General features: G+C 57.6%; 11 protein-coding genes. All 11 read left to right on the top strand.

Features of this window, described 5'->3' with window-relative positions; all coding sequences use genetic code 11:
* Nucleotides 1–159 precede the first annotated feature (159 nt).
* Nucleotides 160–2,001, top strand: a complete 1,842-nt coding sequence (gene iolD, locus ABH944_RS04915; RefSeq protein WP_404604325.1) for a 3D-(3,5/4)-trihydroxycyclohexane-1,2-dione acylhydrolase (decyclizing) — start codon at nucleotides 160–162, stop codon at nucleotides 1,999–2,001.
* 24 nt (nucleotides 2,002–2,025) lie between these two features.
* Nucleotides 2,026–2,940, top strand: coding sequence for a myo-inosose-2 dehydratase (gene iolE / locus ABH944_RS04910; protein ID WP_404604326.1), 915 nt, complete (start codon nucleotides 2,026–2,028; stop codon nucleotides 2,938–2,940).
* Nucleotides 2,937–3,746, top strand: coding sequence for an SDR family oxidoreductase (locus tag ABH944_RS04905; protein WP_404604327.1), 810 nt, complete (start codon nucleotides 2,937–2,939; stop codon nucleotides 3,744–3,746). The genes iolE and ABH944_RS04905 overlap by 4 nt, the downstream gene beginning before the upstream one ends.
* An 81-nt stretch (nucleotides 3,747–3,827) precedes the next feature.
* Nucleotides 3,828–4,895, top strand: coding sequence for a sugar phosphate isomerase/epimerase family protein (locus ABH944_RS04900; protein WP_404604328.1), 1,068 nt, complete (start codon nucleotides 3,828–3,830; stop codon nucleotides 4,893–4,895).
* Complete coding sequence (locus ABH944_RS04895; protein WP_404604329.1) at nucleotides 4,892–6,061, top strand: Gfo/Idh/MocA family protein; 1,170 nt, start codon at nucleotides 4,892–4,894, stop codon at nucleotides 6,059–6,061. The genes ABH944_RS04900 and ABH944_RS04895 overlap by 4 nt, the downstream gene beginning before the upstream one ends.
* Before the next feature lie 349 nt (nucleotides 6,062–6,410).
* Nucleotides 6,411–7,703: an arabinose transporter gene (locus ABH944_RS04890; RefSeq protein ID WP_404604330.1), complete on the top strand. Its 1,293-nt coding sequence runs from the start codon at nucleotides 6,411–6,413 to the stop codon at nucleotides 7,701–7,703.
* Nucleotides 7,704–8,410: 707 nt separating this feature from the next.
* Nucleotides 8,411–8,758, top strand: a complete 348-nt coding sequence (locus tag ABH944_RS04885; RefSeq protein WP_404604331.1) for an NAD(P)-dependent oxidoreductase — start codon at nucleotides 8,411–8,413, stop codon at nucleotides 8,756–8,758.
* Nucleotides 8,759–8,811: 53 nt separating this feature from the next.
* Nucleotides 8,812–9,807, top strand: coding sequence for an inositol 2-dehydrogenase (iolG, locus tag ABH944_RS04880; protein WP_404604332.1), 996 nt, complete (start codon nucleotides 8,812–8,814; stop codon nucleotides 9,805–9,807).
* A gap of 233 nt (nucleotides 9,808–10,040) precedes the next feature.
* Entirely contained in the window at nucleotides 10,041–10,781 is a 741-nt protein-coding gene (locus ABH944_RS04875) for an ATP-binding cassette domain-containing protein (RefSeq protein ID WP_062089943.1), read from the top strand.
* Nucleotides 10,782–10,801: 20 nt separating this feature from the next.
* Nucleotides 10,802–11,818, top strand: a complete 1,017-nt coding sequence (locus ABH944_RS04870) for an ABC transporter permease (RefSeq protein WP_404604333.1) — start codon at nucleotides 10,802–10,804, stop codon at nucleotides 11,816–11,818.
* Nucleotides 11,819–11,862: 44 nt separating this feature from the next.
* Nucleotides 11,863–12,861, top strand: coding sequence for a sugar-binding protein (locus ABH944_RS04865; protein WP_404604334.1), 999 nt, complete (start codon nucleotides 11,863–11,865; stop codon nucleotides 12,859–12,861).
* Nucleotides 12,862–13,194: the final 333 nt, after the last annotated feature.

Below are 13,194 nucleotides of genomic sequence, written 5' to 3'. Positions count from 1 at the left end.
ATGTCACCGGGCTGTGAGCGCTCGTACATCAAGGGGCAGAATGTACTGGGAAAACCCTTAAGCAATTTTTATTGCTGAAACATGTTATGTGCAATAAAGTTTGAGGAGAACGGCGGTGCGACTAGCCCGCGGCCATCCCGAACGTGTGAGGAGAAGATAATGTCGACCATTCGCTGCACCGTGGCACAAGCCATAGTGCGTTATCTGAAGAGCCAGCTTACCGAGATCGACGGAAAGCGCGTTCCGCTCTTTCCTGGCGTCTTCGGTATATTCGGACACGGCAATGTCACCTGTCTCGCAGAAGCGCTTGAAGCGGTAAAAGACGAATTCCCCACCTGGCGTGGCCAGAACGAGCAATCGATGGCGCTCGCCGCGATTGCCTTCGCAAAAGCGAAACGTCGTCGCCAGATCATGGTCGCCACCTCGTCAATTGGACCCGGTGCGACCAACTTTGTGACCGCAGCTGGCCTTGCCCACGCCAACCGGTTGCCGATCCTCTTCCTGTCCGGCGATACATTCGCAAGCCGTCGTCCGGATCCGGTCTTGCAGCAAGTCGAGCATTTCAACGATCCGTCGATGACGGTCAATGATGCGTTCAAGGCGGTCACCCGGTACTGGGACCGCATCACGCATCCGGAGCAGATCATTTCATCGCTGCCACAGGCGGTAGCCGTGATGCTGGATCCTGCGGACTGCGGTCCGGCTTTCCTCGGTTTGTGTCAAGACATCCAGGAAGTGGCATTTGATTATCCGGCTGCGTTCTTTGAACCGACAGTTCACTCGATCCCCCGGCCGAGGCCCGACAGCATTCGCGTGGCGCAGGCTGTGGCGGTGCTCAAGGAGGCGCAGCGCCCCATCATCATCGCCGGCGGGGGTGTACGTTATTCAGAGGCGGAGCGGGCCGTCGTGAAGCTTGCTCAAGAGCGCGGTATTCCCATCGTGGAAACAATCGCGGGTAAAGGCACGCTCACACATGATCACCCGGTCCACATCGGACCGCTGGGCATCGTCGGATCGACCTCGGCTAACGCGCTTGCCGGCGAGGCGGATGTCGTGCTCGCGATCGGCACGCGCTTGCAGGATTTCACTACCGGCTCGTGGAGCTGTTTTTCACACGGCGCGAAGTTTGTTGCTATCAACACAGCGCGCTTTGACGCGGTCAAGCACCGGTCGCTTGCGCTCATCGGTGACGCTCGGGAAACCGTCACTGAACTCGATGCCGCGCTTGGAGACTGGCACGTGGATGCGTCATGGCTTGAGCATGGCCGGCGTGAATTCGCACGCTGGAACGATGCCCTGGATGCTGGCCAGAAGCACACCGATGCCACCGTGCCTACGTACGCGCAAGTTGTCGGCGTTGTGAATGAAGAAGCCGCGCAACGAGACTATGTCATTTCCGCTGCGGGCGGTTTGCCCGGCGAACTGGTCAAGGGCTGGCGAGTCAAGGCGCCGGGTACGTTCGATTGCGAGTTCGGTTTTTCCTGCATGGGCTACGAGATCGCCGGCGGCTGGGGTGCAGCCATGGCTGATCCGTCACGTGACGTCTTCGTCATGGTCGGCGATGGCTCATACATGATGATGAACTCCGACATCTATTCGTCAGTGCTGGCAGGGCACAAGATGATTGTTCTTGTGTGCGACAACGGCGGCTTCGGCGTCATTAACCGACTTCAGAACGGCAAGGGCGGAGCATCGTTCAACAATCTGCTGAAGGACAGCAAGGTCAAGGAAGCCTTCCCGGTTGATTTCATCCGTCATGCCGAATCGATGGGAGCACTTGCTCGCCGCGCCAATACGCTCGACGAACTGCGCGATGCCCTGAAGTGGGCGAAGTCGAATGACCGGACCACCGTCATCTCGATCGTGACCGATGCCTTCGCGTGGACGCCGGGCGACGCGTGGTGGGACGTCGGGGTTCCGCAGGTCAGTGAGCGCGAAGAGGTACAGGCCGCGCGCAAGGATCAGGAAAAGGGCCGTATGAAACAGCGCATCGGCGTTTGATCACTCTTTCTACGGAAAAGAGATATGACACTTACAGCAAAGCTGGGTATTGCTCCAATCGCCTGGTCCAACGACGACTTGCCGCAACTTGGCGGCGATACACCACTCGAGACGTGCCTCGCCGAGAGCGCCGAAGCCGGGTTCCTCGGCGTCGAGACGGGCGGGAAGTTTCCCAAGACGAGTGCCGAGCTGAAGCCGCTGCTGTCACGGTTTGGCCTGCGGCTCGCGTCGGGGTGGTATTCAGGCACCGTCCTGGACTCAGACCTCGAAGCGGAAAAGGACAAAGTGCTGGCGCATCTCGCGTTATTTCGTGAATGTGGCGCCGCGTGCCTGGTGTACGGCGAGACAGCCGGCACCATCCAGAACCGCCAGAATGTCCCGCTGACAGGTCGACGCACGCTCAACGACGACGACTTCGTCGCATATGGTCGCAAGCTGACGAAGTTCGGCGAGTTCTGCGCCGAACAGGGCGTGCCGCTCGCGTTTCACCATCACATGGGTACCGCGATTGAAAGCGCACCGGACATCGACCGTCTGATGGCCCATACCGGGGAGGCCGTGCATCTTCTGCTCGATACCGGGCACGCGGTGTTCGCCGGTGCCGATCCAATCGCGATCCTGAACCGGCATGGAAAGCGGGTTATTCATGTGCATGCAAAGGACATCCGCGACGGTGTTCTGTCTGGATTGGACCGCTCACATGAGTCCTTTCTGGACGCGGTGCTCAAAGGCGTTTATACGGTGCCCGGCGACGGCGCGATCGATTTCCCGACTGTCGCGAAAAAACTTGCCGAGATTGGTTACGAGGGCTGGTTTGTGGTTGAGGCGGAGCAGGATCCTGCCAATGCTCCGCCGCTCGAGTACGCGAGAATTGGACATCGTTCGCTCACCATGGCATTGCAGCGAGCCGGCTACAACATCGAAAGGAGTACGACATGAATCAGCTAGAAGGAAAAATCGCGGTTGTTACCGGTGGCACTCAAGGTCTGGGCGCCGCTATTGCCACGCTCTTTGCACAACGAGGCGCAGAGGGAATCATCATTTGTGGTCGCTCGCGTGAGAAGGGCGAAGCAAAAGCGAGAGAACTGACTGCCGCGACAAAGGCGAAAGTGGTGTTCGTACCAGCGGACCTGTCAAGCGTCGATGACTGCCGTGCTGTCATCGCGGCGGCTGACCAGTCGTTTGGCCGGGTCGACGCGCTGGTCAACGCAGCAGCCATCAGCGATCGCGGCACAATTCTGGACACTACGCCGGAACGCTTTGACGAGATGTTTGCGACGAATGTGCGCGGGCCGTTCTTCCTGATGCAGGACGCGATCAAACTTATGCTTCGAACGGAAACCAAAGGCACGATCGTCAACATTTGTTCGATGGCGAGTCTCGCGGGCCAACCGTTTATCTGCGCTTACTCCGCTTCCAAGGGCGCACTGGCCACCCTCACCCGAAACACCGCGTTTGCGGCGCTGAAGAACCGGATTCGCGTGAACGGCCTGAACATTGGATGGATGGCATCCGAGGGCGAAGACCGGATCATGAAAACGTACCACGGGGCAAAGGACAACTGGCTCGATGAGGCCGCGCAAAAATTGCCTTTTGGCCGCCTGATCGATCCTGCCGAGGTGGCACGCGCAGTAGCGTTCCTGAGCAGTGACGAGTCCGGGCTGATGACAGGCTCCGTGGTCGAGTATGACCAGTCCGTGTGGGGAGGATACGACGAGCCTCCAGGCCCGAACGCGGCCTTGTGACCGGTCGACGAACTCGGGCCGTCAGTGATCGCGGCGCACGTCGTGCCGCACTTCTCGAACTTGAATGAGGTCGTGGAAATCATGCGTACCATCAAGGGGCCGGGTGTCTTCCTCGCCCAGTTCGCAGGCAATGAGGCCCCCTTCAGCACGTTTGCCGGACTGGTTGACTGGGCTGCGGACAAGGGCTTCACGGGAGTTCAACTGCCGGCGTGGGACGCGAGAGTCATCGATCTCGCGAAGGCCGCCGAGAGCCAGACGTATGCGGACGAAATAAAGGGCGTCGCGGCGGCGCGTGGTCTGACGGTGACTGAACTTGCGACACACCTTCAGGGCCAACTGGTAGCCTCTCATCCCGCCTACGACGTGATAGCTGATTCGTTCGCACCGCAGGCCGTGCGCGGCAATCCGCTGCGGCGTCAGCAATGGGCCCGAGAGCAATTGTTGCTGGCTGCCAGGGCTTCGCGCCGGTTAGGACTTGACCGTCATGTGACTTTTTCGGGCACGTTACTTTGGCCCTACCTGTACCCTTATCCGCAGTGGCCCGAAGGGCTGATCGATGAGGCATTCGACGAGCAGGCACGTCGCTGGCGGCCCATCCTCGACGCGTTTGATCAAGAAGGTGTCGACCTGTGCTACGAAATTCATCCGGCAGAAGATTTACACGATGGCCTGACCTTTGAGATGTTCCTCGAGCGCGTCGACAATCACCCTCGTTGCAACATCATGTATGACCCGAGTCACCTGGTTCTGCAATCGATCGACTATCTCTCCTACATCGATCACTACCACGAACGCATCCGTATGTTTCATGTTAAGGATGCCGAATTCCGTCCGAACGGCAAAACCGGGGCGTACGGTGGCTTCCAGCCCTGGGCCAGTCGCGCTGGCAGGTTCCGTTCACTCGGAGACGGGCAGGTTGATTTCAAGTCCATTTTCTCGAAGCTATCAACCTACGATTTTGACGGCTGGGCCGTCCTCGAGTGGGAATGCTTTCTGAAAAATTCCGAGGATGGCGCGGCGGAAGGTGCACGCTTTATTCGCGATCACATTATCAGCGTATCAGACCGGGCTTTTGACGATTTCGTGAAGTCGGGTGCGGACCGCGCGTCGAACCGGGCGATCCTCGGCCTCGGACAGGAGGCGCAATGAACAGCGCAAGGATCAACAGGCGTTTGCGTCTCGCCATGGTCGGCGGAGGCGAAGGCGCATACATAGGTGGCATCCATCGTTATGCATCCCGTCTCGACGACCAATACGAGCTTGTAGCGGGTGCATTCGACATCTCAGACGAAAAAGGGCGGGCGTTCGCCGGGAGCGTTGGTGTCGCAAGCGATCGTGCGTATGGCAGCTACCTCGAACTGATCGAAAGTGAACGTGCGAGGGCAGACAAGGCGGACATCGTTTCAATCTGCACTCCAAATCATACGCATTTCCCGATCGCGAAGGCATTGATTGAAGCAGGCTTTGACATCATTTGCGAAAAGCCGATGACGACCACCCTGGAGGACGCGGTGAGCCTGCATCAGTTGGCCCGGTCAAGTGGCCGCTTCGTTGGCGTCACCTATACATATAGCGGATATCCGCTTGTACACGAAGCCCGCGCGCTGGTTGAGCAAGGTGCGATCGGCACGGTGCGGGTGGTGCAGGTCGAATACCCGCTTGAGTGGATGGCTACGGCGATCGAGGCTGCGGGAAATGCCCAGGCGGAATGGCGGACGGATCCAAAAAGATCCGGGCGGGGCGGAAGCATCGGAGACATTGGCACACATGCTTACCATCTCGCCGCCTTCGTGAGCGGATTGAAGCTCGAAGCGCTATGCGCCGATCTGGCGACCTTCGTCCCGGGTCGATCACTGGATGACAATGCGCACGTGATGTTGAGGTACGAAGGAGGCGCTCGCGGCCTGCTCTGGTCCTCTCAGGTAGCGATTGGTCACTCCAATGGGTTGCGGCTTCGGATAACTGGCGATAAAGGCAGTCTCGCATGGGCCCAGGAACAACCGAATGAGCTGCTTCATACACCGCTTGGCGGCGCACCCGTCACTATCAAGCGCGGCCGTGACGATGTCTCAGACGCGGCAAGAGTCCGGACGCGCACCCCTCCGGGGCACCCGGAGGGATATATCGAGGCCTTTGCCAATCTCTATGGCGGGTTCGCAGAAGCGATTCGGGCGCGCCTGGACAATCGGCAAGCCGGCCCGCTCGGCCGGGACATACCGGTCGCCTACGATGGTTTGAAAGGCGTAGCGTTTGTCGATGCGGTGGTAGACAGCTTCGAGCGTGGATCGGCGTGGGTGAAGCCGGAGTTCGTCTAGTGGCGCGCGGAGCCCGTCGGTAGGTAATCCAGCAACCAGGACGCTGCCGTATTCCTGGGAAGAGAAATGCGGTTTATCGTTATCTTTATTGATAGGTTTATTAGTAATGCTATTCAATAAAATATGATCGTTCATTTCTGCATTGAGCGCGGCAGATCCAAGAGATCAGGGGATAGAGGTGGCAGTAACCCATCCCAAGACAATGAGTGCCTTGCTGAAAGGCACCGTGCGGTACCGCTGACTTTGTGACGGGAGAATCCCGGGCACGGTCTTGCAAGCGAATCTGTCCGGGAACTGTCCCACACCGGCGGTCGATGAGAAGACAGTTTTCAATCCGGAAGCGGCCCCTATGAATTGCGATTCAAAACCCGTTACACCGATTACTGCCAACACGCCAGGCACTGCGGTGGGACGCAGCTTATTTCGCCTCAGTGCGGCGGTCTTTATCTGCGGGATTACTTTTGGCGCCCTGTTACCGGTCGTTTCCATTTTCGTCGGGCGTCTGCTCGGGTTCAGCGACGTCGTTGCCGGTACGGCTGTAAGCGCGCATTTTCTAGCGACACTGCTCACGCGCGGATATGCCGGGCGTCAGGCTGATCATTTGGGAGCTCGCAGGTCGATGTTGCGGGGTTTGCTGTCCTGCTCGGCTGCTGGCGTGGTCTTCGCTGGCGCAACGCTGTTGACGGGAGCACCTGTCTTTCAACTTGCGTGCGTGATGGTCAGTCGTGTGTTTTCGGGTTTGGGAGAAAGTCAGCTCATCACAGGAGCGTTGACCTGGGGAATCGGCCTGGCGGGTGCGCAGCGCTCGGGCAAGGTGATGGCGTGGAACGGAATGGCGCTATATGGAGCCATTGCAGTCGGTGCGCCATGCGGTATGGCATTGGTTCACGTCGGAGGCTTCGCTCTGGTCGGCATCGCCACGATCGGGTTGCCGTTGATTGCGTGCCTTGCGGTACTTGGCCTTTCAGCGGTCGCAGCCAGCGGCGGGCATCGCAGCGGTTTTCGTGAGGTACTCGGAGTCGTTTGGCGTCCCGGGGTAACCCTCGCGTTGCAAGGGTTTGGTTTTGCTGCAATCAGCTCCTTTGTTTCCCTTTATTTCGTCGCGCGGGGATGGGCAAATGCGGGGCTGGCTTTATCCAGCTTCGGCTTCGCTTTCGTTCTGGTCAGGCTGTTGCTCGGATGGTTGCCTGACAGGCTGGGCGGGTATCGGGTCGCACTGGGATCGATGTGTGTCGAGGCAGTCGGCCAACTCATCATGTGTCTGGCGTCTAATGCTGCGATCGCCGTATTGGGTGCAGCCGTGACGGGAGCGGGATGTTCCTTGATGTTTCCTGCGCTCGGGTCGATGACCGTGAAGCGAATGCCATCGCACAGCCGGGCCATCGCCATAGGAACCTTCACCGCTTTTCAGGATATCGCCTATTTCGTAACGGGACCGCTTGCAGGCCTGATCGCGTCGGGGTTGGGGTACGAAGCCATCTTCGGAGCAGGCGTGGTTACGTCGTGTGCCGGAGTCGCCATGACGGTATGGAGCAAACGGGCCACATCACTGCTCATCAGCATGCGTGAGTCGTCTGATTCGACAGTCGAAGGCAATTGTCGGGACGCCCAGCTGCTTGGGGTAAAGAAAACATCCATGTAAGTAGTCACAGATCGTATGGCGGTTTCGCGCAGGTTGTTCGAGCTCGGCCGGGCATCGTTGCCGACGTAGCGAACGAGCTTGTCTACCGCCCGCGCAGATATTGGAACGCCTTGCCAAACGTGCGTTAGAGCGACGGTTCAAATCCTGGTGGCCATGCCGGCAAAGATATCGAATCGGTCGCTTTCCGGCATATTTAATATGCATAACGTATTAAATGAAGGAAGAGAATTTTCTGAACCAAACCGCATGTTTACGATTTGAACCAACAGATCGACTCGTGCCGCAAGACACATCGTGCGGTGGTCCGTGGGACCGGCAAGCATTCGGGGTCGAGGCCGGCCGCCGCCAACACGACGGCCAAAATAAACTGGCACGAACTCTTATGCGCGACAACGCAACAACAATTGCATGGGGACTTGCGCTGCGGCGTTCGATAGAAAGAGGTGCCCTGGAGCCTATCGTTTTCCCTTGGTTCACCTTGGCAGGTCGCGCTGCATGGTAGCGGAAAGCCTTGTCGCAAGGCGATCGCGGTTGATAAGGACAACCTCGGGAAGGCCGTCAGAAGGATACGGAAATCTTGACACGCAACAAAAATTGCATAATATAGATTGTGCAACATTAAGTGCCTTTCACACGAAGACATCGCCCCCTGGCCAGCAAGGCCACGCGCAGCAACGAAGGCTGACGGGCACACAGAGGAGCGAGTCATGTATGAGAAGTCCGGCTTCTTCATCGGTGGCCCGGGCCCCTTAATTGGGGCTCATGAGCGGAGTTGGATGAAACCATCGGCGATAGAGGTGAATACCGATCGAGGTGGTATCGCCGACGAAGCAGCGTTAGGTGAAGTACTTCTTTCACGCCGATTGTCAGGTGCCGGCCTCGACGTATCCGACATGGAGCCACCACTCGCTGACAATTCGCCGTCGCGCAGAGAACGCAGGGTACTAAATCCTTATTCAGCAGCGTTGACGGAAGAGGCTGCCACTCGAAGGTTGGGCGCTGTGGTGACGAACATCACGGACTTCTTTTCGGGCAGGCTCGATCCACAGCGTTGATAAACATCAGCCGGTCGGACTACCGGTGACCGTAAATAAAATTGGAGACAGGTATGACACGCATTGCCGTATTGGGCGCCGGACGAATCGGCAAAATCCATGCTGCAAACGCTGCTGCCAGCCGGCATGCGTCGTTGGTTGCCGTAGCAGATCCGTTCGGAGATGCCGCTCGGTCGCTCGCAGAACAACTTGGATGCGACGCTGATTCGAATCCCCTGGACGCAATTTCGCGTGCAGATGTGGACGCCGTGATCATCTGCACGCCAACCGACACGCACGTCGACTTGATGCTGGCTGCGGCACGTGCGGGAAAGGCCGTGCTTTGCGAAAAGCCGGTTGATTTGGATATCAAGCGTGCCGACGCCGCCGTGGCGGAACTGGAAGCACTGGGGGTGCCGGTGATGCTGGCATTCAATCGGCGTTTCGATCCCAGCTCGATCGAGCTTCGACGCGCCATCGACGCAGGCGACATTGGCGACGTCAGGCAGGTGATCATCTCAAGCCGCGACCCCGGGCTGCCGCCGCTGGATTATCTGAAGCACTCGGGCGGAATCTTCAAAGATATGACCATCCACGATTTCGACATGGCCCGATGGCTGCTCGGTGAAGAACCCGTGTCGGTAATGGCTGTTGCGAGCAGGGTCGTGGAGAGCACTCTCTCGGAACTCGACGACTTCGATACGTTGATGGTGATCATGCAAACGGAGTCCGGGAAGCAATGTCACATCAACTGCTGCCGGGAAGCCGTCTATGGATATGATCAGCGGTTCGAAATTTTCGGCTCGCGGGGAATGCTGCTTAACGAGAACTTGAGACCGACAACCGTGCGTCGATATACGTCGGAGCAAACCGAGTCCCGGCAGCCCTTGCTCAACTTTTTCCTTGAGCGCTATGCCGATGCATATCGAGCCGAACTCGAAGCGTTTCTTACGGCTTTGCGCGACGGCCGGCCCATGCCGGTCACGCCAAAGGATGGCCGTCAGGCATTGAAGCTTGCGGATTGCGCAGTGGAATCCGTGAGAACTGGACGGATGGTAAAGGTCGACTAAGGGCGGACGCGCCTCACGCACGGGTTCAGACCAACGAAGGATCTTGCGGCGATTTCACGGGTGCACCCGCTCATCGACCCAGCTTCAACGACCTGAAAGGCATGGGAGATTCAAAAGGTTACCGACACTTCCATTCGCTCCTCGCGAGAGAGGAGTCGGCTCAACGTGTCGTCAGTCACCGAAGCGTCACGGCCTCGATGCCGGGACGCTTACTAAATCAGGAGACAGGGTCTATGGCTATTCTTGAGTTAAGGAACGTATCGAAGAGCTTCGGCGCCATTCAAGCCGTTTCGGATGTCAGCTGTTCGATTGGAAAGGGCGAAGTAGTCGCCCTTATGGGAGACAACGGCGCAGGAAAATCTACGCTCGTGAAAATGATCGCCGGCAACTTTCCGCCGACCGGTGGTGAGATTTCCGTGGACGGCGAGCTTTGTCACTTCAACCGGCCAATCGATGCCAGAGAGAAAGGCATCGAGATGGTTTATCAGGACCTGGCGCTGAGCGATAACCTTACGGCCGCCGGAAATGTTTTCCTCGGCCGTGAACTAAAGCGCAGAGTTGGCCCGTTCAGCATCCTGGATGACAAGGCCATGGCAGAACGCTCAGCAGAACTGTTTGCTGAACTGAAGTCCGAGACTCGCCCGTGGCAACTCGTACGGAGAATGTCGGGTGGGCAGCGCCAAGCTGTGGCGATCGCCCGTACTCGTCTTTCCAATCCGAAGCTCGTTGTCATGGACGAACCGACGGCAGCCATAAGCGTTCGACAAGTCGCCGAAGTCCTTGCCCTGATCGAGCGGCTCAGAGACACGAATCACACTGTGATCCTGATCAGTCACCGCATGCCCGACGTCTTCGCAGTTTGCAGTCGCGTCCTCGTCATGCGCCGCGGTCGGAAAGTTGCGGATAAGAGCATTGCCTCGAGTTCGCCTGAAGAAGTCACTGGGCTGATCACTGGCGCGATCGAATCGGCCTGACGGCGATCTAGGAGGAAGTAATGATGAACAAGCAATCCGCAACGAGGATCGATGATTTTAGCGACATCGTTCAACGGCGCAAGTCTGGCTTTCTACAGTCCATTACGCACACTCAGCCAGTGTGGGTCTTTTTGGCGATGCTGCTCGTCTGCGTCGTAATGAGTTTTGTGAGTGACCAGTTTATGTCGACACGAAACGTCTTCAACACGAGTCGAAATTTTGCCTTTACAGGAATCATGGCACTGGGCATGACGACAGTCATTATCACCGGCGGCATCGATTTGTCGATCGGTTCGGTGATGGGCGTCTCGGGAATTGTGCTTGGAATGACAATGGCCGGAGGACACTCGATCTGGTTTGGGCTAGTAGCGTGTCTATTGACCGCGGCAGTGTGCGGTCTGATCAATGGGGTGCTGATTGCCTATTTCCGCATGTCGTCGTTTGTTGTAACACTCGGGATGCTCGCGATGGCCAGATCGCTCGCTCTGGTTTTATCGAACAACAAGCTCTTTTGGCAGTTTGGACCCGATCAGGCACTTTTGTTTCAAATCGGAGGAGGAACGGCGGCGGGCATTGCGAACCCCGTCTGGGTACTGGCGATCATGACTGTGCTCTTTGTCCTCGTGTATCGCTACTCGGCTTGGGGACGGCATATTTTCGCCCTTGGCGGAAACGCCGCGGCGGCGAAACTATGCGGCATCCCCATTGAGAGACTCACCGTCTCGGTCTACGTCCTGTCGAGTCTCACAGCAGGCATCACTGCTTTTCTGATGGTCGGTTGGCTCGGCTCGGTAACGAACGCCTTGGGACTATCAAGTGAGTTGCAAGTGATCGCAGCGACTGTTATTGGGGGTGCGAATCTGGCCGGTGGCATCGGCTATGCCATCGGCGCTCCGATCGGCGCGGCGCTAATCGAGGTTATCCGCAACAGCCTCTTGTTGGCCGGCGTTGACCCTTACTGGCAGGGCATGTTCCTGGGTGGATTCATCATTCTTGCAGTAATGCTGGAGAAGTTGCGTCGCAAGTCGGGTGATTGATCCTGACTCGACCGGTTATTCATAACATAACGGAGGAGTACACAATGAAAAAAGCAATGTTGCCGCTGCTGGCGCTCGGGGCTGCCCTGTGCGTCCAGTCGCTCACTGCCCGCGCTGAGGATGTATATGCGCTAGTTCCCAAGGCAATGAACAATCCCTACTTCGACCTGGCTCGTGACGGATGCAACAGCGTAGCCGACAAGTTGAAGGGCGCGAAATGCCTCTATATTGGCCCATCGGAGGCCAACGAGCAGGAGCAGATTCAAATCATCCAGGATCTGATTACACGTCACGTCAAGGGTATTGCGGTGTCACCTGCAAATGCGCCGGCAATAGCTCGTGCCTTGAAGTCAGCGCAGGACGCGGGCATTCCGACGATTACCTGGGATTCGGATCTTCTCCCACAAGACAAGTCATATCGGCAGGCCTACGTGGGGACGAAAAACTACGATATTGGTGTGAATCTGGCGAAGCTTCTTCAGCAAATGAAGCCAAAGGGAGGCAAGATCTGCTTGCAGTCGGGCGGGGCCGCAGCTGCGAACCACAATGAACGGCTGCAGGGGATTCGAGACACACTGGCCGGCACGCATGACAGCAGTCCGCCTGGAAACCGCTTGACGGGGCAACATGGCTGGACAGAGGTAGACGGGTGCCCGCTTTTCACGGACGATGACAGCGCAAAGGCGGACCAGCAACTGTCGGATATTCTGACGAAGTATGGAAATCAGCTGGATGCGTTTGTATCGACTGGAGCGTTCACCCAGTGGTCAGATAACGCATACCGTCAAGCCGTACAGTCGATGCTTCCGAGGATCAAGTCAAAGCAGCTCGTCGTTCTTGTTGCGGACACGCTGCCCATGCAGTTGCAGCAGCTAAAGGATGGCTACAGCAACGGCAATGTGGGTCAGCGACCGTTTGAGATGGGCGCGAAGGCGATTCTGATGCTGCAAGATATCTCATCTGGAAAGAAGGTTTCGGACACCACGTATACCGGCATCGATGTTTGCACGGCCGACAACGTGAACACGTGTCTCAAACATTAACAGGTATTGACAGGCATCTACTTCCGCTGGGCGACCGGATTTTCTTCGGTCGCTCTGCGGAACCCGGACTGTGCGGTTCAGTGAATACCATTGGCAAAACCCAGTGTGAGACGAGGCTCGGGTCACGATGTTAGCGTTCGGCTCTGGCTCCGAAAATGAACACAGGGAAACGGCAGGAGAGAGCAAGGGTGAATGACGAGCGGTTCGTCACGGAGGAAAACCATGAGAGGATCGTGAACGTCACCGCCGTCGAATATCAGAGGCGCTTGGAGCACTATCCAAGTTGACCGGTTCTTCGTGCAAAGCACAATCGGATCGGATAGTCATCTCTGG

The organism is Caballeronia udeis (genome assembly GCF_044909315.1).
GTDB lineage: Bacteria > Pseudomonadota > Gammaproteobacteria > Burkholderiales > Burkholderiaceae > Caballeronia > Caballeronia udeis_A.
This window is presented reverse-complemented; position numbering and strand designations above follow the sequence as displayed.